At 56.6% G+C, this 18,450-nt stretch carries 19 protein-coding genes, 1 tRNA gene and 1 other RNA gene; 10 read left to right on the forward strand and 11 right to left on the reverse strand.

What is annotated here, in order from left to right; all coding sequences use genetic code 11:
• Positions 1-14 precede the first annotated feature (14 nt).
• The 4 genes from ACYVB2_RS04380 to ACYVB2_RS04395 all read left to right on the forward strand — a co-directional run bounded on the left by ACYVB2_RS04380 (position 15) and on the right by ACYVB2_RS04395 (position 3,012).
• A complete protein-coding gene (locus tag ACYVB2_RS04380; RefSeq protein ID WP_382431126.1) occupies positions 15-329 on the forward strand; it encodes an integration host factor subunit beta in 315 nt (104 codons plus the stop codon).
• A 32-nt stretch (positions 330-361) separates the two neighbouring features.
• Positions 362-664 (forward strand): LapA family protein, encoded by a 303-nt coding sequence (locus ACYVB2_RS04385; RefSeq protein WP_382431125.1) that lies wholly within the window; start codon positions 362-364, stop codon positions 662-664.
• Positions 654-1,811 carry a lipopolysaccharide assembly protein LapB gene (gene lapB, locus ACYVB2_RS04390; RefSeq protein WP_382431123.1) on the forward strand — a complete coding sequence of 386 codons (1,158 nt, stop codon included), beginning with the start codon at positions 654-656 and terminating at the stop codon, positions 1,809-1,811. The genes ACYVB2_RS04385 and lapB overlap by 11 nt, the downstream gene beginning before the upstream one ends.
• A gap of 163 nt (positions 1,812-1,974) precedes the next feature.
• The gene (locus ACYVB2_RS04395; protein ID WP_382431121.1) at positions 1,975-3,012 is read left to right on the forward strand and encodes an NAD(P)H-dependent flavin oxidoreductase; all 1,038 of its coding nucleotides are present in this window, start codon (positions 1,975-1,977) and stop codon (positions 3,010-3,012) included.
• Between the two features lie 147 nt (positions 3,013-3,159).
• On the opposite strand, the gene ACYVB2_RS04400 is transcribed toward ACYVB2_RS04395, so the two are convergent.
• The 5 genes from ACYVB2_RS04400 to ACYVB2_RS04420 all read right to left on the reverse strand — a co-directional run bounded on the left by ACYVB2_RS04400 (position 3,160) and on the right by ACYVB2_RS04420 (position 9,073).
• A tRNA-Thr gene (locus ACYVB2_RS04400) sits at positions 3,160-3,235 on the reverse strand.
• A gap of 10 nt (positions 3,236-3,245) precedes the next feature.
• Complete coding sequence (locus ACYVB2_RS04405) at positions 3,246-4,253, reverse strand: class 1 fructose-bisphosphatase (protein WP_382431119.1); 1,008 nt, start codon at positions 4,251-4,253, stop codon at positions 3,246-3,248.
• An 11-nt stretch (positions 4,254-4,264) separates the two neighbouring features.
• Complete coding sequence (gene pepN / locus ACYVB2_RS04410; protein WP_382431117.1) at positions 4,265-6,973, reverse strand: aminopeptidase N; 2,709 nt, start codon at positions 6,971-6,973, stop codon at positions 4,265-4,267.
• 8 nt (positions 6,974-6,981) lie between these two features.
• Positions 6,982-8,086, reverse strand: a protein-coding gene (prfB, locus tag ACYVB2_RS04415) for a peptide chain release factor 2 (RefSeq protein WP_382431115.1) whose coding sequence is annotated in 2 segments (ribosomal slippage) — positions 6,982-8,004 and positions 8,006-8,086 — 1,104 coding nt in all. Because the reading frame shifts where the segments join, the coding sequence is not laid out codon by codon here.
• A 63-nt stretch (positions 8,087-8,149) separates the two neighbouring features.
• Positions 8,150-9,073 carry an alpha/beta fold hydrolase gene (locus ACYVB2_RS04420; RefSeq protein ID WP_382431113.1) on the reverse strand — a complete coding sequence of 308 codons (924 nt, stop codon included), beginning with the start codon at positions 9,071-9,073 and terminating at the stop codon, positions 8,150-8,152.
• Between the two features lie 144 nt (positions 9,074-9,217).
• Between ACYVB2_RS04420 and ACYVB2_RS04425 the strand changes: the two genes are divergently transcribed.
• The 3 genes from ACYVB2_RS04425 (at position 9,218) to plsY (ending at position 11,601) form a co-directional block, all read left to right on the forward strand.
• Complete coding sequence (locus ACYVB2_RS04425) at positions 9,218-10,279, forward strand: aldo/keto reductase (RefSeq protein ID WP_382431111.1); 1,062 nt, start codon at positions 9,218-9,220, stop codon at positions 10,277-10,279.
• Positions 10,280-10,320: 41 nt separating this feature from the next.
• Complete coding sequence (locus tag ACYVB2_RS04430; RefSeq protein ID WP_382431109.1) at positions 10,321-10,824, forward strand: aminoacyl-tRNA deacylase; 504 nt, start codon at positions 10,321-10,323, stop codon at positions 10,822-10,824.
• A gap of 72 nt (positions 10,825-10,896) precedes the next feature.
• On the forward strand, positions 10,897-11,601 hold the full coding sequence (gene plsY, locus ACYVB2_RS04435) for a glycerol-3-phosphate 1-O-acyltransferase PlsY (protein ID WP_382431107.1): 705 nt from the start codon (positions 10,897-10,899) through the stop codon (positions 11,599-11,601).
• Positions 11,602-11,888: 287 nt separating this feature from the next.
• On the opposite strand, the gene ffs is transcribed toward plsY, so the two are convergent.
• Positions 11,889-11,985: signal recognition particle sRNA small type (ffs, locus tag ACYVB2_RS04440), an RNA gene on the reverse strand.
• Positions 11,986-12,040: 55 nt separating this feature from the next.
• Entirely contained in the window at positions 12,041-12,589 is a 549-nt protein-coding gene (locus ACYVB2_RS04445) for a cytochrome b (RefSeq protein ID WP_382431105.1), read from the reverse strand.
• Positions 12,590-12,698: 109 nt separating this feature from the next.
• On the opposite strand from ACYVB2_RS04445, the gene dnaX reads away from it, so the two are divergent.
• Genes dnaX through recR form a run of 3 tightly spaced genes read left to right on the forward strand, consistent with a single transcriptional unit; the run spans position 12,699 to position 15,434 of the window.
• Positions 12,699-14,432: a DNA polymerase III subunit gamma/tau gene (gene dnaX / locus ACYVB2_RS04450; protein ID WP_460535465.1), complete on the forward strand. Its 1,734-nt coding sequence runs from the start codon at positions 12,699-12,701 to the stop codon at positions 14,430-14,432.
• A 53-nt stretch (positions 14,433-14,485) separates the two neighbouring features.
• Positions 14,486-14,818 carry a YbaB/EbfC family nucleoid-associated protein gene (locus ACYVB2_RS04455; RefSeq protein ID WP_382431102.1) on the forward strand — a complete coding sequence of 111 codons (333 nt, stop codon included), beginning with the start codon at positions 14,486-14,488 and terminating at the stop codon, positions 14,816-14,818.
• 25 nt (positions 14,819-14,843) lie between these two features.
• Positions 14,844-15,434, forward strand: coding sequence for a recombination mediator RecR (gene recR, locus ACYVB2_RS04460; RefSeq protein ID WP_382431100.1), 591 nt, complete (start codon positions 14,844-14,846; stop codon positions 15,432-15,434).
• A 16-nt stretch (positions 15,435-15,450) separates the two neighbouring features.
• On the opposite strand, the gene ACYVB2_RS04465 is transcribed toward recR, so the two are convergent.
• From ACYVB2_RS04465 to ACYVB2_RS04480, 4 genes are read right to left on the reverse strand one after another with little or no spacing between them, the layout of a single operon-like run.
• Complete coding sequence (locus ACYVB2_RS04465) at positions 15,451-15,846, reverse strand: hypothetical protein (protein ID WP_382431098.1); 396 nt, start codon at positions 15,844-15,846, stop codon at positions 15,451-15,453.
• A gap of 7 nt (positions 15,847-15,853) precedes the next feature.
• Positions 15,854-16,366, reverse strand: a complete 513-nt coding sequence (locus ACYVB2_RS04470; protein WP_382431096.1) for a chemotaxis protein CheW — start codon at positions 16,364-16,366, stop codon at positions 15,854-15,856.
• On the reverse strand, positions 16,363-18,051 hold the full coding sequence (locus tag ACYVB2_RS04475; protein ID WP_460535470.1) for a GGDEF domain-containing response regulator: 1,689 nt from the start codon (positions 18,049-18,051) through the stop codon (positions 16,363-16,365). The genes ACYVB2_RS04470 and ACYVB2_RS04475 overlap by 4 nt, the downstream gene beginning before the upstream one ends.
• On the reverse strand, positions 18,048-18,419 hold the full coding sequence (locus ACYVB2_RS04480) for a response regulator (protein WP_382431092.1): 372 nt from the start codon (positions 18,417-18,419) through the stop codon (positions 18,048-18,050). Before ACYVB2_RS04480 ends, ACYVB2_RS04475 begins: the two co-directional genes overlap by 4 nt.
• Between the last annotated feature and the right edge of the window lie 31 nt (positions 18,420-18,450).

Consider the following 18,450-nt stretch of genomic DNA (forward strand, 5'->3'; position numbering starts at 1 on the left):
GCTTGCAAAAATCCATGACCCGATCGGACTTGGTGGATGCCTTGGAGGCGCGGTTTGAGCCATTGGGCCACCGAGATGCAGAAGCTGTAGTGAAAACTATTCTGGATGCAATGGGCGCTACGTTAGAAAATAGCGGGCGTATTGAAATTCGGGGCTTTGGTAGTTTCTCAGTCCATGTTCGGCCCCCGCGCATGGGGCGTAATCCACGCAGTGGAGAGGCCGTGGCTGTTCCAGCCAAGCAGGTACCTCATTTCAAGGCAGGTAAAGCTTTGCGTGAGGCGGTGGATGGTACCAGTGCTGAAGCACGGATGATCTTGCCTCCGCTTTAGAATGACCCGTCACTACGGGGATATGGACTGCAATGAAATACCTCCTGTGGCTGCTCAAAGCAGCCATTTTTTTTACCCTGTTTGCTTTTGCACTGAACAACCAACAGGATGCCACAGTGCATTTCTTTTTTGGTACGCAGTGGCGTGCACCGATGGTGCTGTTGGTGCTGAGTGCATTTGCCATTGGCATGGTAGTGGGTGTGTTGGGCATGGTGCCACGCTGGTGGATGCACCGCTGTGCGGCTCGGCGTCAGCAGTCTGTACCCATGCCTGATGTTGCTGCTGTCCCTCCTTCTACTGCCTCTGCGCCCGACAGTACTCCCCATGGAATTTGATTTTGGCTGGATTTTGCTGGGATTGCCCCTGGCTTTTATGTTGGGTTGGCTGGCCTCGCGTTTTGACTTGCGCCAGTTGCGCGCTGAGAACCGTGCGGTTCCTAAAGCCTATTTCAAGGGACTGAACTATTTGCTCAATGAGCAACAGGACCAGGCTATTGATGCTTTCATTGAGGCCGTGCAGAACGACCCGGATACGTCTGAACTGCACTTTGCGCTGGGTAATTTGTTTCGTCGTCGGGGTGAGTATGACCGTGCCGTGCGTGTGCATGAGCATTTGCTCTCCCGTGGTGATTTGGATGGCAAGGACAGGGATCGGGCCCAATATGCCTTGGCTTTGGATTTTCTGAAGGCTGGTTTGCTCGATCGTGCCGAGGCGGCCTTGTTGCGGCTTGAGGGGACTGCTTTTGAAGCCCAGGCCCGGTTGGCGCTGTTGGCGATTCATGAGCGTTCGCGAGATTGGTGCCAAGCGATGGGTATCGCTCAGAAAATGCAAGCGGCTGGACAAGGAGATTTCAGCACTCGGCAGGCCCATTTTTTGTGTGAGCAAGCCCAGGCGTTGATTGACCAAGAGCAATGGACGGAAGCGACTGCCGTTTTGCAGCAAGCGATGCAGATTGCGCCGGATGCTCCCCGTCCGTGGATGATGTTGGCACAGTTGCAATTGCGTCTAGAGCAGCCACAGCTGGCACTGTCCACACTCATGGATTTGGGGCGAGATGTTCCCCAAGCGTTGCCTTTGGCTGCACCACTGTTGGCGCAGGCTGCCAAGGCCTCAGGGCGGGAGCAGCAAACACTGGAGTTGTTGCAGACGTATTACCAAGAACTGCCTTCACTGGATCTTTTGGACAGTATGGTGGATTTGGAGGTGGCTACTGGGCAGTCGCTGGCGCAGGGGGCCATGCGTTATGCCCACCATCTAGAAAAAGAGCCCTCTCTGGTCGCAGCTGCCAAATGGCTTAGTCATGAGACATTGGGGCATCCGCAGTGGCAACCTTGGGTACAACGGGCGCTGGAACATGCGGCACAGCCCCTGAGACGTTACCGCTGTGCTGCTTGTGGTTTTGAAGCACGTCAGCATTTTTGGCAATGTCCAGGTTGTCAGAGCTGGGACAGTTATCCCGCTCGACGTATTGAGGAGCTTTGAGGGCAGGATTTACAAAAGGACAGGCAGTCGTGCCAGTGCTTTGGGTTGCCTAAATACCAGTGGCGGAGGCAGGCATGGGCCCATGTTGTCTTTGTCGTAGTGGGTTTGGAATGCAGGCAGCCTGTCGCTTGGGAAGTAATGATGCAAAAGGAGGAGCATAGTTATGCGAATAGAAGATCTTTTCGGAATTGAGCTTCCAATCATTCAGGCGCCGATGGCTGGCGTACAGAACAGCGCCTTGGCGATTGCCGTTTCCAATGCTGGAGGGTTGGGTTCCTTGCCCTGTGCAATGCTTAGCCCCGAGGCGCTACGGGCCGAATTAGACAGTGTCCTTGCGCAGTCACATCGGCCTTTCAACCTCAATTTCTTTTGTCATCAGCAGCCAGAACCCGATTTGGGGCGGGCTGCCACTTGGCAAGCATTGTTTGCACCATATTACGCGCAGTGGGGAATTGACTCGACCAAGGTGGCACCTGGCCCTGCCAGAATGCCATTCAATCGGGAAATGGCGGCGCTGGTCTGCGAGTACCGGCCGGCGGTGGTGAGTTTTCATTTTGGCCTACCAGCACCGGAATTGTTAGGGATGGTGCGCAGTGCCGGTGTAAAGATACTCTCTTCTGCCACCACAGTGTCGGAAGCTCTGTGGCTACAGGCTCAGGGTGTGGATGCCATTATTGCCCAGGGATTGGAAGCTGGGGGGCATCGGGGAATGTTTCTGACGCAGGACATCAATACCCAAACAGGTACGTTTGCTCTGCTGCCACAAATCGTCCAGGCTGTGCAGGTGCCAGTGATTGCGGCTGGTGGCATTGCCGATGCAGTGGGTGTCCGTGCCGCTTTGGGTTTAGGCGCTGCGGGTGTACAGGTGGGTACGGCCTATTTGCTGTGCCCAGAGGCCACCACCAGCATGGTGCATCGGGCGGCGCTTCAGGGTGAGATGGCACAGGTCACTGCACTGACCAATCTGTTTTCAGGCCGACCGGCACGGGGCATTGTGAATCGTTTGATGCGGGAGTTGGGGCCAATGAACAGTTTGGCACCAGAGTTTCCGTTGGCAACTGCCGCATCGGCACCTTTGCGGGCAAAGGTTGAGGGTGCAGGCTTGGGGGATTTTTCTCCACTCTGGGCTGGGCAAAACGTGTCAGGCTGCAAGGAAATTCCAGCGGCCGTGTTGACCCGGCAGTTGGTTGGTGTTCTATAGGCTGTGGTGGCTCGTGTTGGAGGGAACACGCAGTTTTGAACGGTGAATACTGGTTTTTGACAGGTTGCAGTTGCTGCGCATTGGCTGGGTTACACCACTACAGACAAAAAAGCCACTCCCGAAGAAGTGGCTAAGTTGTTGATTTTATGGTGCCGGAGAGATGAATCGAACACCCGACCTTCTCATTACGAATGAGCTGCTCTACCGACTGAGCTACACCGGCGAAGCGGCGATTATACCGGCTGGTGGTAACTGGTCACGCGCTCGACTTCGTTCTTAGAGCCCAGAATCACACTGACACGCTCGTGCAGGTGCGTGGGCTGGATGTCCAAAATACGTTGGCGGCCATTGGTGGCTGCACCACCGGCTTGCTCGACCAGCCAGCCCATTGGGTTGGCCTCATACATCAAGCGTAGTTTGCCGGGCTTGTGGGGTTCACGCTTGTCCCAAGGGTACATGAACACGCCACCGCGGGTCATGATGCGGTGTACGTCGGCCACCATGCTGGCAATCCAGCGCATGTTGAAGTCTTTGCCGCGTGGGCCTTCTTTGCCTTGCAAGCATTCGTCAATATAGCGGCGCACAGGGGCATCCCAGTGGCGCATATTGCTCATGTTGATGGCAAATTCTTTCGTGTCTTCGGGGATACGCACTTTTTCTTGCGTCAGGACAAACGAGCCTTGCTCACGGTCTAGGGTGAACATAGCCACGCCGTCACCCACGGTGAGCACCAAGGTGGTTTGTGGGCCATAGACGCAATAGCCCGCTGCCACTTGCTGGCAGCCTGCTTGCAAAAAGTCTTTCTCTTCTACGCCTCGGTCGCCTTCGGGTTTTTTGAGCACACTGAAAATCGTGCCGATGCTCACGTTCACGTCGATGTTGCTGGAGCCATCTAAGGGATCAAACAGCAGCAGGTATTCACCTTGCGGGTAGCGATTGGGCACCACGTAGATGCCGTCCATTTCCTCCGAAGCCATCGCTGCCAAGTGGCCGCCCCATTCGTTGGCCTCAATCAGTACTTCGTTGGCGATGATGTCGAGTTTTTTCTGCACCTCGCCCTGTACGTTTTCGCTGTCGGCGCTGCCCAGCACACCACCGAGTGCGCCTTTGTTCACCGCTTGGCTGATGCTCTTGCAAGCGCGTGCCACCACTTCGAGCAGCAGGCGCAGTTGCGAGGGGATCAGGCCATCTACACGCTGTTGTTCGACCAGATAGCGGGTCAGGCTGATTCGTTTTGCCATAGGTTCTCTCCTTATTCGTCGGCCAAGGCGCGGGTAATGACCTCGCGCACATCGTTGCTCAAATCGGGGCGGGCAGCGACGCGGGCGATAGCTTCGCGGGCGCTGCTGCGCCAGGGTTCGGCCAGCTTTTTCCAGCGGTCTAAAGCGCGTGCCAAACGGGCGGCCACTTGGGGGTTGATGGCGTCCAACTCCAACACCCGTTCGCTCCAGAACACATAACCGGCGGCATCAGCGCGGTGGAAGGCTCCGGGGTTGGCATTGCAGTAGCTAAAAATCAAACTGCGGGCACGGTTCGGGTTTTTGATGGTGAAATCGGGGTGTGCCATCAGTTGTTTGACCAGTGGTAGCACATGGCCTGCACGGTCGCTGGCCCCAGCTTGCAGGGCAAACCATTTGTCCAGCACCAGTGGGTCGTCTTTGAACCAGCTGTGGAAGCGCTCTAACGCGGGTGCTGCCAGTGCATGGCCGCAGCCTACCAAGGCCGCTAAGGCATTGAATCGGTCGGTCATGTTGCCTGCGTCTTTGAAACGCTGCAAGGTTTTACCCGGCCAAATGCTATCGCCGCCGTGTTGTGCACCCAAGCAAAGCATGGTCAGGGCCAAACCAGCCAAGGCGCGTCGCCCCGCCGAGGCTGCATCGGGGCGGTAAGCGCCACTGGCTTGGTGGGCTTCGTAGGTCGCTTGCCAATCAGTGTGTAGCGCCAAGGCCAGTTGCAGGCGCATGGCTTCGCGCACAGCGTGGATGCGTTGCGGATTGACCACCTCCAGTTGCTCGGCGATGTAGGTCTCCGAAGGCAGCGTTAGTACCAACTCTTTGAAAGCCGCGTCCAGTTGCGGGTCGCGTAGCACTTGGCCCAGCGCCTGTAACAGGGACTCGTCCAGGATGCTGGCATCTTGGCTGTCGTCTGGGGCCGTGATGGCTTGTAGCGCCCGGCGCAAGAGCAAGCGTTGGCCCGCTTCCCAGCGGTTAAAGGCATCGCTGTCGTGCGCCAGCAGTGTGAGCAGCTCGGCATCGCTGTAGTCCACCTCTAGCACCACGGGGGCACTAAAGCCACGCAGCAGCGAGGGCACGGGCGCTTGCGCCACGTTGATAAACGTCCATTGCTGTTCCGCCCCGTCCAATACCAAAGTGCGACTGTTGCCGTTGGCGGTTTGTTCACCTTCCAGTTGCAAGGCCAGTGCCTGACCTTCGTGATTGAGCAGCCCTAACTCCACCGGAATGACAAATGGCTCTTTGTGTGGTTGGCCGGGGGTGGCTGGGCAGCTTTGACGCAGTGTCAGGGTGTAGCGGTGCGTTTCGGCATCGTACAGGCCACTGGCTTGCACACGCGGTGTGCCTGCTTGGTTGTACCAGCGTTTGAATGGTTCCAGTTGCAAAGCCAGTGCGCTGCCGGGGTTGGCATCGGCAATGGCTTGGGCAAAATCATCGCAGGTCACGGCTTGGCCGTCGTGGCGGGCAAAATACAGCTTCATGCCTTGGGCAAAGCCATCGCGGCCCACCAAGTGGTGCATCATGCGCACCACTTCTGCACCTTTTTCATAGATGGTGACGGTGTAGAAGTTGTTGATTTCGATATAGCTGTCGGGGCGCACCGGGTGTGCCATCGGGCCAGCGTCTTCGGGAAACTGTGCGCTGCGCAGCACACGCACGTCCTCAATCCGCTTGACGGCACGGGCTGAAGGGTTGCCCGCCATGTCCATGCTAAATTCTTGATCACGGAACACCGTCAGCCCCTCTTTGAGCGACAGTTGGAACCAGTCGCGGCAGGTGATGCGGTTGCCTGTCCAATTGTGAAAGTATTCGTGCCCGACCACGGCTTCGATATTGGCAAAGTCGGTGTCGGTGGCAGTGGCTTCGCTGGCCAGCACATACTTGGTGTTGAAGATGTTGAGGCCCTTGTTTTCCATCGCGCCCATGTTGAAGTCGCTGGTAGCAACAATCATGAAGCGTTCCAAATCCAAGGGCAGGCCAAAGCGGGCCTCATCCCAAGCCACACTGGCCATGAGCGAGTTCATGGCGTGTTCGGTCTTGCCCAAGTCGCCGGGGCGCACATACACTTCCAGCAAATGCTCGGTGCCCGAGCGCGACAGAATACGCTGCTGGCGTGCCACCAGCTTACCGGCCACCAAGGCAAACAGATAGCAGGGCTTTTTGTGCGGGTCGTGCCACTTGGCAAAGTGGCGGCCAGCGTCCAAATCACCCTGCTCTACTAGATTGCCGTTGGACAGCAACACTGGGTAGCTTGCCTTGTCGGCACGCAGTGTCACGGTGTAGCTGGCCATGACATCGGGGCGATCTAGGAAATAGGTGATGCGCCGAAAGCCTTCGGCTTCGCACTGGGTAAAGAAAGTGCCTTGACTGACGTACAGGCCCATGAGCTGGGTGTTTTTGTCGGGGGCGCAGGTGGTAAAAATCTCCAAATCGAACGGCTCTGGCCCTTCAGGGAGGTTTTCTAGCACCAACTGGCTGCCGTCCATTTTGAACGAGGTGCCAGCCCCATTCACCAGCACCCGCGACAGGTTCAGTTCTTCGCCGTCCAGACGCAGGGCTTGGGCCGCCACCTCGGGGTTGCGGCGCAGGCGCATCTTGTTCAGTACCCGGGTTTTGGCCGGGTCGAGGTCGAAGGTCAGTTCTACCGTGTCAATCCACCACGCTGGGGGCTGGTAGTCGCTGCGGTGGATGGCCGTGGGTTGGCCCTGTCCGTCAGGCATAAGCAACATGGTTTTCCTTAAACGCCCTGTTTGAGCGATGCTTCGATGAATGCGTCGAGGTCGCCGTCCAGCACTTTTTGTGTGGCAGAGATTTCGACATTGGTACGCAAGTCCTTGATGCGGCTGTTGTCCAGCACATAAGAGCGGATTTGGTGGCCCCAGCCGACATCGGTTTTGGTGTCTTCGAGCTTTTGCTGCTCTTCCATGCGTTTACGCATTTCAAAATCGTACAGCTTAGAGCGCAGACGTTGCCAAGCGATGTCGCGGTTGCCGTGTTGGCTGCGGCCATCTTGGCACTGCACCACGATGCCGGTGGGGATGTGCGTCAGGCGCACCGCCGAGTCGGTCTTGTTGATGTGCTGACCACCCGCACCGCTGGCGCGGTAAGTGTCGGTACGCACATCCGAGGGGTTGATGTTGATTTCAATCGAGTCATCAATCTCGGGATAGACAAACAAGCTGGCAAAACTGGTATGGCGGCCACCAGAGCTGTCAAACGGCGATTTGCGCACCAAGCGATGCACGCCGGTTTCGGTGCGCAGCAGGCCATAGGCATATTCACCTTCGATGTGAATGGTGGCGCTCTTGAGGCCTGCCACATCGCCGGGGGTTTCTTCTTCCACCGTGGCTTTAAAGCCTTTGCGCTCGGCGTATTTGAGGTACTGGCGCAGCAACATACTGGCCCAGTCGCAGGCTTCGGTGCCACCGGCACCGGCTTGGATATCGACAAAACAGTTCAGCGGGTCGGCTTCGTTGCTGAACATGCGGCGGAACTCGAGATCTTCAATCAACGGGCGCAGCTTGGCCGATTCTTCTTCGATGGTGAGCAGGCCTGTTTCGTCGCCTTCTTCTTTGCTCATCTCAAACAGCTCGGCGTTGTCGGCCAGCTCATGTGTGAGCTTTTCTAACGTCAGTACCACGCCATCGAGCAGTTTTTTTTCTTTGCCCAGTTCTTGGGCTTTTTTGGGGTCGTTCCAGACAGCCGGATCTTCTAGCGAGGCATTGACGGTGCGCAGGCGTTCAAACTTGGCATCGTAGTCAAAGATACCTCCGTAACTCTTCTGTCCGGGTGGACAGGTCTTGTAGCGTGTTGCCGATTTGGTTGATGCGTTCTGCTTCCATGGTGTTCTTTCTGTGTGTATGTTTGGTAAATGGTGGGCGATTTTCTCACGCCTACTGTGCAGCCTAGGTGCGGGCTAAAAACGATTCGATCAGCGCCGCCACGGCGTGGGGTTGGTCATGGTGCAGCATGTGCCCTGCGTCTTGCACGATGGCGATTTGGCAATCATGCACTGCTTGCAGACGTTCATGGTATTGCGCCAACGTGTAGCGGCCTTGCCACCATTGGCTCAGGCTGTCGTCGCTTGCTTCTACGGCCAAGGTGGGTGCGGTAATGGCTCGCCATAGGGCCAGCGTTTCTTCTACCCGGTAGAGTTGTGCATTGACAATTTTGTGCGCGGCATCGGCCAGAATGTGCCATTGCCCTTGGCTATCAGGTTGCGCCCAGTGCTGGGCCAGCCAATCGGCCTTGTCTTGGGGCAGGCGTGGGTTGGTTTTGATCAAACGACGGGCCACGGCGCTGGCGCTGTCATAGGTTTTGAGGCCCAAAGTGCCTTGTTCGCAGCGTTGCAACTCATCCAGCCATTGGGCATAGCGCGTGGGCGCTTGCTCGGGAGTGTTGGCGGGCATTCCAAAGCCTTCTAGGTTGATCAGGCGGCGGATGCGTTGGGGGCGCACACCGGCATACATCATGGCGATATTGCCGCCCATGCTGTGTCCTACCAAATCGACGGCTTGGTCGGGCGCGTAGTGGTCTAGGAGGCGGTCCAAGTCGGCCAGATAATCGGCAAACTGGTAGTGGTCATTACCTGCGGGCGGCTGGGTTAGGCCAAACCCGCGCCAGTCTGGAGCCAGGATGTGCCGCCCTTGGACAAAAGCCTCACTGAACGCATCCACCACAAACTGGTATGAGGCGCCCACGTCCATCCAGCCATGCAGCAGCACAAGCGGTGCTTCAGTGTGGGAGGGCGTGCCCCAGTGGCGCACATGGTAGTGCAGCGTGCGCAGCGGGATCAAGGCGGTTTGAAAGGGACGAATGCTCTGGTACATCCTTGGATTATTCCGCAGCGTGGCTTGTCACTCCCATCCGGCTGCTAGTAACCCAGTATGGGCCAGCGATGTTTGTGTCATGAACTGATACCGGCAAAGCCATTTGGCCTTGCGTACACTGGGAGTTTTGAGCGGAGCACACGCATGGATACCATCCAGTTAGGCCAGAGCGACCTGCATGTCACCCCCATTTGCTTAGGCACCATGACCTTTGGTGAGCAGGTGCCAGAGGCTGATGCCCACGCCATTTTGAGCCGTGCTGTGGCACGAGGCATCAACTTTATCGACACGGCCGAGATGTACGCAGTCCCTGCCCGACCTGAAACGGCTGGGGCCACCGAAACCATCATTGGTCGTTGGTTGGCGCAAAACCCTGGTGTGCGCCAAAACATCGTGCTAGCCACCAAAGTTGCCGGCCCCTCCCGTGGTATGCCGTGGCTGCGTGGTAGTGATGGTTTAACGGCCGCTGATATCGTCGCCTCTTGCGAGGGCAGTTTGCGTCGCTTGCAAACCGATGTCATTGACCTCTACCAAATCCACTGGCCGGAGCGCCATGTGCCTGCTTTTGGCATCAAATACTACGACCCTGCACAAGAGCGCACACAAACCTCGTTGCATGAACAATTAGAAGCACTGGCCGGATTGGTGAGAGCAGGCAAGCTGCGTCACATTGGACTGTCTAACGAAACGCCCTATGGCGTTCATGAGTTTGTGCGTCTGGCCGAACAGCATGGCCTGCCACGCATTGCCACCGTGCAAAATCCCTATTGCCTTATCAACCGCAGCTACGAAAACGCCCTCGATGAAACCTGCCACCGCCTGAACGTGTCGCTGTTGGCTTATTCTCCAGTGGGGTTTGGCCTGCTCACGGGCAAGTACGACGACAGTGGTATTACGGGGCCACAGGCACCACAGGGCGCACGTTTGTCCACCTACGAGTCGGTGCGCAAGCAGCGTTGGGGGCGCCCAGAAGCCTTGGCAGCCGCCCGCCGCTACAACGCCTTGGCCCGTCAGCATGGGTTGACGCCCACCCGGCTGGCGCTGGCGTTTTGCTACACCAAATGGCAGGTGGCCAGCACTATCATTGGTGTGACTTCGCTGGCACAACTCGAGGAAGATCTGGACGCTTGGGGCACTGTCTTGTCGCCCGAATTGCTGGCTGGGGTCGATGCCATTCGCTGGGAGTTGGGCGACCCGGCCCTTTGAGCCGGTAGGCCAGAGGGGCGTTTGTGGTTCAATTTGGCATTATGGCCAAGAAAGACAGTAAAACGACCCACGTCAGTGAGACCCCCGCCACCCAGTGGCTCAAGGCACAGGGTGTGGAATTTATCGGCTTGCCCTATGACTATCTCGAGCATGGTGGCACAGCCCACAGCGCCGCCAGCTTGGGTTTGGACGAGCACACCGTGGTGAAAACGCTGGTCATGCAAGACCAAGATGCCAAGCCCCTGATGGTGTTGATGCATGGCGACTGCAAGGTATCGACCAAGACGCTGGCGCGCCAGATTGGTGCCAAATCGGTCGTGCCTTGCGCTCCCGAGGTCGCCAACCGCCACAGTGGTTATTTGGTGGGTGGCACTTCGCCGTTTGGCACACGCAAGGCCATGCCGGTCTATATCGAATCGTCCATTTTGGAGTTGCCCCTCATTGCCATTAACGGTGGCCGCCGGGGATTTTTGGTGCAGATAAAGCCACAAGTGTGCGTGCATTTGTTGGGCGCAACGCCAGTGCAATGCGCTTTGGTTGAGTAAATACCACGGGCCACTGGCACAATGGCGCCCCGCTGAATTTGCAGCGTTGTTTCCCCCTTCAGGAGATTGATCTTGCCCCTCGTTTATTCCGCAATGGCGGTGCTGGCGGCCTATTTGCTGGGTTCGTTGTCGTTTGCGGTCATTGTTAGCCGGGTGATGGGCTTGAATGACCCGCGCACTTTTGGCAGTAAAAATCCGGGTGCTACCAACGTATTGCGTTCTGGCAGCAAGGTTGCCGCTGTGTTGACGCTGGTGTTGGATGCTGCCAAAGGCTGGTTGCCAGTGGCGCTGGTGCGCTGGTTTGGCACACCTTATGGCTTGGAAGAAGGCACGCAGGCACTGGTAGCCTTGGCCGCCTTTGCTGGGCATTTGTGGCCTGTGTTTTTTGGTTTTAAGGGTGGCAAAGGCGTGGCAACGGCACTGGGCGTGTTGTTGGGTGTGAGCGCATGGCTGGGGTTAGCAACCTTGGGTGCTTGGTTGGTCGTGGTGTCTATTTCGCGTTATGTGTCGCTGTCTTCCATCGCAGCCGCCTTGTTTGCCCCCACCTTCTTTTTGCTGGCCAGTGGCCCATTGTGGTATGCCGATCACCGCGTAGCGGCAGCTATTGGCTGTATGGCTGGCCTGTTGGTTTGGCGCCACCAAGAAAATATGGGACGCTTGCTGCGTGGCACTGAATCCAAACTGGGCCAAGGTAAAAACAAAGCACACTTGGCAGAGCCTTCAGTGGCTGCCCATCCACACCCAGTGGGCACCAAAAAACGCCAACGCCCTCACTGAAGCACGGGGCTATTGGATGGGGATGGGGCTGTGTGCCAAAGCAAAGCCCTATACCCCTGGCCACAGTGGCGGGGCTGCATTGCACAAGCTGGTAATGCAACCCGCAGGCAGTCTATCGCAGGTGTTGTGCGTATGGCGTGCTTTTGGGGAAGGTGCCCAAGGGAAGTATCTCAAGCAAACGTGGGAGTATGGCCCTGAATAGGCAGAGGCCGTAAGCGAACTGGCGCAAAGACCGGCCCAGTCCTTCTTAACCACCCTGATTGCTGGGGTGGTGAGATAAAAAGGAAATTGACGAGCCTTACCCCCGGCACTGGCTCCACGGTTAGGGCTGCTTGGTTCCCCACCTGACCCGGTTGGCCGCTTCCCCATGCGGGGAGGCCCGTCAGCGCATATTGTAATCCAATGTGGCTTATGCCCCGCGCGGTGGTGGGCGGGTGTTTTAACGTTTTCCTGGCAACATGCGCACCAATGTGTTGTCGCGCAGCAAATAGTGGTGTGCCAAGGCGGCCCCTGCATGCAACCCTACCAACACATAACCTGCCACAGCCCCAGTTTCATGTAGATCTTTGAGCCAGTGCGCCGTGTTGCTATTGGTAGAGGTCAACAAAGGCACTGGAATTCCCCCAGGCAGGTAGACGGGCGTTCCCTTGAAACTGAGTGCCAGCCAACCCACCAGGGGAAGCCCAATCATCAAAACATAAAGTCCGGCATGTGCGGTATGGCCTAGACGGGTTTGCCAGACAGAAGGCGCGGGCACAATGGCCGGTGTGGTACTCGACAAACGGGCTATCAAGCGCACCCAGACTAACATCCATACAGCCAGACCCAATGCGTAGTGGGCTGATTTGATCAATTCGCGTGCATCACTGCCTTTGGGGTACATGCCCCGCAGTTCCATGGTGGCAGCGGTAGCTACCAGCAATATGACCATCAGCCAGTGCATGGTGATAGAAAGGCTACTGTAGCGGTTAGAAGAGGTGGCAGGCATCGTTGGGGTTCCTGGACAAAACCTTGATGATGGTGTTGCCAACTGAAGGTTAGCTGAAGACAGGAAGCGGCTCAGTTGCGATGGACAGAGGCGCACATAGAATCGCCCTATGTCTTACATCGTGCTCGCCCGCAAATACCGTCCGCGCAACTTCACCGAGATGGTGGGGCAAGAGCATGTGGTGCAGGCCCTGACCAATGCCTTGACGCAGCAGCGCCTGCACCATGCCTACCTGTTTACTGGCACCCGAGGGGTGGGAAAAACCACGGTATCGCGCATACTGGCCAAATCGCTCAACTGTCAGGGGCCAGATGGGCAGGGAGGTATCACGGCCACTCCCTGTGGAGTCTGCCAAGCCTGCCAAGATATCGACAGTGGTCGTTTTGTGGATTACACCGAGTTGGACGCTGCCTCCAATCGTGGGGTGGATGAAGTGCAGCAATTGTTGGAGCAAGCCGTATACAAGCCGGTGCAAGGGCGCTTCAAGGTCTTTATGATCGATGAAGTCCACATGCTGACCAACACGGCCTTTAATGCCATGCTCAAGAGGCTGGAGGAGCCGCCGGAGTACCTGAAGTTTGTGTTGGCTACTACCGATCCGCAAAAGGTGCCCGTCACGGTGCTATCGCGGTGCTTGCAGTTCAATCTGCGCCCTATGGCACCTGAGACCGTGTTAGAGCACCTTGTGCGTGTGTTGCACGCTGAAAACGTCCCTGCCGATCTTCAGGCCTTGCGCTTGCTCTCGCGTGCTGCCCGTGGCTCTATGCGTGACGCTTTGTCACTCACCGATCAAGCCATTGCCTTTGGCAGTGGGCAACTGCAGGAAGCTGCCGTTCGTTTGATGCTGGGCAGTGTAGACCGTAGCTATGTTTTTCGTCTGATTGAAGCACTGGCGTTGAACGATGGCAAGACGGTGGTCGAAACTACTGAGGCGTTGCGTCTGCATGGTGTCTCTGCGGCCTCTACCCTAGAGGACATGTGCGCTGTTTTGCAACGCATGGCTGTTTTGCAGGCGGTGCCATCTATGGTCGCCACGGTGGATGCCCACGATCCGGACGCGGTTGCAACGGCCCGTTTGGCTGAACTGTTGCCTGCCGATGAAACCCAGTTGCTCTATAGCATTGGTCTCCATGGACGTGCTGAGTTGGGCTTGGCCCCAGATGAATATGCGGCGCTGACGATGGTGTTGTTGCGCTTGCTGGCATTCAAGCCTTCACCCCCCGATTTGGCAGAAAAAAAAACACTTGCTCCAGCCTTAACTCCAACACCAGTCCCACCATTGACCATTGAGTCAAGCCAGAACTGGGCACCACCAGATGCAGCCTTGGTACCTGCACCGCCTGCCACCGTGCCTGTGCCGCCTGCACCACCAAGTACGATGGAGCTTGCACCTGCCCAAACGACCACTGCTGCGGTGCTAACGCAAGCGGTGGCCCCCATCACAGCTGCTGATCACGATGCACCAATGGGGGATTTGTGGTACACGGTAGTGCAAGGCCTGATAGCGGATGAGGCGATCACAGCTTTGGCGCGTGAATTGGCCTTGCAATCACAATTGGTGGCCTGTGACAGTGGACATTGGCATTTGCGCATTGAGCGAGAATCTCTGAACCAATCTATAGCGCGTGAACGGCTCACCGCCGCCTTGCAAGCGGCAGGGCATGCCCAACAGGTCAGCATTGAGTTTGGAGCTGTGGCTGATTGCCCGGCCCAACGCAACGCTACCGCAGAACAGCTGCGCCAGCAGCAGGCCCGTGACGCAGTAGAGGCCGATCCCAGGGTGCAGTCTTGGATGCGCGATCACGAGGCCCGCATCGTGCCGGGTAGTATTCGGCCACTTTGATTGGCGATTGCTCTTTCTTTTTCTCTTGATAGTTTATAACGAAAGGAACTTACATGTTTAATAAGGGACAACTGGCAGGCTTGATGAAACAAGCCCAAGCCATGCAAGACAACCTGAAAAAAGCCCAAGATGAACTGGGGCAGGTAGAAGTGCAGGGCGAGTCGGGTGCCGGGTTGGTAAAAGTCACCATGACCTGCAAACACGATGTCAAACGGGTGACCATTGACCCCAGTTTGCTGGCCGAAGATAAAGACATGTTAGAAGATTTAGTGGCTGCTGCTTTCAACGCTGCTGTGCGCAAAGCCGAAGAAACCTCACAAGAGAAAATGGCCAAGATCACCGCAGGCATGCCTGGACTACCGGGCGGCATGAAGTTTCCTTTCTGAGGCTGTGGCTCTGTTCTGATTCCTTATGCCCGCCCCACACAGTCTGGATACATTGGTTCAGGCATTACGATGCTTGCCTGGTGTCGGTGCCAAGTCTGCGGCACGCATGGCATTTCATCTGTTGCAGCGTGATCGTGAAGGCGCTTTGCAATTATCTGAGGCTTTGGCGCGGGCTGTTCAGACGATGCGCCACTGTGAACGCTGCCATACCTTCACCGAGGCACAAATTTGTAGCACTTGTCTGGATCCTGCCCGCGATCCCTCCCGACTGTGTGTGGTTGAAACACCCGCAGATCAGGCTGCTATGGAACGTACGGGCGCCTTTGGGGGAATGTATTTTGTCTTGATGGGGCGTATCAGTCCATTGGATGGGGTGGGGCCAAACGATATTGGACTCAAAAAGCTGTTGGATCGGGTCAATGATGGCTTGGTGCAAGAAGTCATTCTTGCCACCAATTTCACAGCCGAAGGTGAAACTACGGCCTATGTCATTGCCCAGGCGCTCAAGGCGCGGGGCTTGCGCACCACCCGCCTAGCCCGTGGTGTGCCAGTGGGCAGTGAGTTGGAGTATGTGGATTTGGGCACTATTGCCCATGCCCTTGCCGAGCGTCGTTGAGCAAGGGCTGCCTGCCTTATAGGCGTCTGAAATCAAAAATCAGCACACAGTGATGGCCGCTGGAGTCAACGTCTGGGAGAAACCCCAAAGCCACCAGTGCAGGCAGGTGGTTGTGTTGGCGCAACAGCAATGGCAAGGCATGAACGCAAGCGGCATCCAATGTGGCCATGCGCGGGGCGGATGGCAGTGCGATGGTCGTGGTGCCTTGTGGGCAGTAAATCTCTAAGTAGTGGCGTTGTTGGTGTTTGCACTGTTTTGGCTCGACCCCGAGCAGCGTTTCTAGGCATATCCAGGTATCGCGTGGGGGCGTAGCCAGCATCGCGGCCACCTGATCACTGGGGCAGGCAATGCAATAAGCCCCAATATCAAACAGCACCACTTCCAGCGCAGCGGTGTTGCTAGGGCTTGACACGATATGTTCAAGCCCCCATGTTGGCATAGTCGGACAACAGACGATTGATATCGAGCAGTGACACTGGCCGCCCATGCAGCTGCAGTACACCCAAAATCAGTGGCCGAAGCAGGAGAGAGACCGTAGAGGGTGGGGGCAGAATATTGCTTTGCAGCACATCACAGACGTCAATGACCCGGTCTACCCGGATACCGCTGCGCACCTTGTCTCCTTGGGCGATCAGAATGAGCGAGTCCGCTGTGCTGGATGTGGCTGGCAGGCCCAGCAGGGTGTGGGGCAATAGTACGGATTCGATATCTCCGCGTACGTTGATCACGCCCTCAATCGTTGGGGGGGCACCCGGAATGAAAAACACCGGCTGTTTGGCCAAAATTCCTTTGATCCGTTCGCCGTGACAAGCAAACCATTGCTGACCCCATTCAACCACCACCAGCTTGACGATGGGTTCGTCGACATTGATGATGCCCTGCTTGGTTTGTCGGTCTTCAGACAAAATTTGGTCGAGCGTTTGGCTGCTCATGTTTCTACGTCCTCCACCAGTACCTGGTTGCGTCCATTGCGTTTGGCCCGGTAAAGTACCCTGTCAGCGGCTTCCCGCAAATCGGTCAAGGTGGCATGGCGGGTGCAACTGGCAATCCCAGCACTGAAAGTGCTGGAAAAGGTGCCTTGGGGGGTTTTGAATTTGAACAGGCCAAAATTGCGGCGCAATTCGTCAACCACCTTCCAAGCCTCAACCATAGAGACTCCCGACAGAATCACAGCAAATTCTTCCCCGCCATAGCGGCCTACGATATCCGAACCGCGTAGGCGCTGCTGCATTAGCCGTGACAAGGCCAACAGCACTTGATCACCCATCGGGTGTCCATAGGTGTCATTGACTTGTTTGAAGTGGTCAATGTCGATCATCACAAAGCACAATTCAGTGTGCTGCCGCTCGGCATTGGCCAAGACGTTTTCTAAAAACTGGGTGATCGCTGTGTGATTGAGCAGGCCCGTCAGGCTATCGCGTACCATCCGTGAGCGCAAAATGCGCATCCGATCGGCGCGGATGCTAACCGCCGCAATCAGTTCCTCAGGCACCACTGGTTTGCACAAAAATCCTTCCACGCCCACTTGCATGGCTGAGAATAGTTTCTTGCGGTCGGTTTCGCTGGACAGATACACGATGGGCAAGCCCACATAATCGGGCAGTTGTCGGATTAGCTTGGCCAAATCACGACCGTTGCAGCCGGGCATGTAGATGTCCATCAGCACAATGTCGGGCCGAAAAGCCTCCAACATATAGCGCAGCTTTGCTGGGTTGCTCAGTTGTGCCGTGAGCATGCCGGCCTCTTGCAGCAAAATGGCATGGTAAGTGGCTACATCTGGCTCATCATCAATAATCAGAACCCGATAGGGTTCGGGCTGCGAACGGTTGCTCAGCTCGTCCATCACCCGTACCAAGTCCATGACATTGACCGGCTTATGAAAATAGGCTTCGCCACCTGCCAGCACGGCATTGAGTCGGGACTGAATGTCGTCATGGCTGGACATGAACACCGCAGGTGGGGTTTTACCCGTCTCTTGGCGAATGGCTTGCAGGGTTTCGGTGCCAGCGCAGCGGCTTTCTGGAAACTCAATGTCCATCAGCACCACATCGGGCCAGCGTTCACGGACGGCTTGCCGCAACGCCTCGGTGCTCAGGAAGGTTTGAATTTGATAGCCAAAACAGGCCAGTTGTGCTGACAATTGTTGCAGCAGCAACGCGTCGTCCTCGCACAAATAGACCAAGCAAGTCTCTTTTTCGGCTGAGAACATTTGGGGAGATTGGTACAGCTCCGGTATTTGTGGCCTTGGCACGATGCCGTCAAGCGTGGGTGTGCAAAGCTTGGAAATGCTCAGTACCAGCGATTGAACAAACCGCTCTAGCAAGACAGGCCAATCCGGTGGTGGAGGGTTGATCTCTGGATCTAAAACGGTAGTCAGCAGGTCTTCAAACTCTCCTGCCAAGTCGCCCAGGGCACTGAAGCCAAATGAGCGGCCCGTCCCCTTGATGTTGTGTACCAGTCGGTGCAATTCTCGCAGCAGAGCGGCGTCGGGGGCAGCCATATCCAACTGATGGGATAGGGCTTGGATTTGTTCCAGTCGTTCTGGCAGTTGCTCGAGGAATCTTTGGCGCAGAGCTGCAATTTTTGCCCTGGCGGAGGCCAGTCTAGCCATAGTCATTCCGAAGTGGTGGTCGCTGTGCGGGCCTGCGTCATGGCGGCTGGTAGTGTGCTGTCCAGATGGAAGTCTTTCAGCACACAGGCGCCTAGGCGCGGTTCGATCGTCCGCAATTTATCGGGATCATCGCCAGTGAGCAAGATGAAGGGAAGGGCATTGCCTTGCTCGCGCAGCTCACGAAACAGGTCAATGCCGCTGATGAGCGGCATGTTCATGTCGCTGATGACCATCTCTATGCTGGGGTGCTCGTTGAGTTGACTGATAGCTTCCATCGCATTCTCGGCCAGCAGCACATGGTGCCCCAGTTCTTGCAGCACAGCGCCGACCATTTCTGCGGCCAAGGGATCATCATCGACTACCAAAATCTGCATTGTTCTTATCCTTGCGGTGATGTCTGTGGGG

This window comes from Giesbergeria giesbergeri (assembly GCF_054779375.1).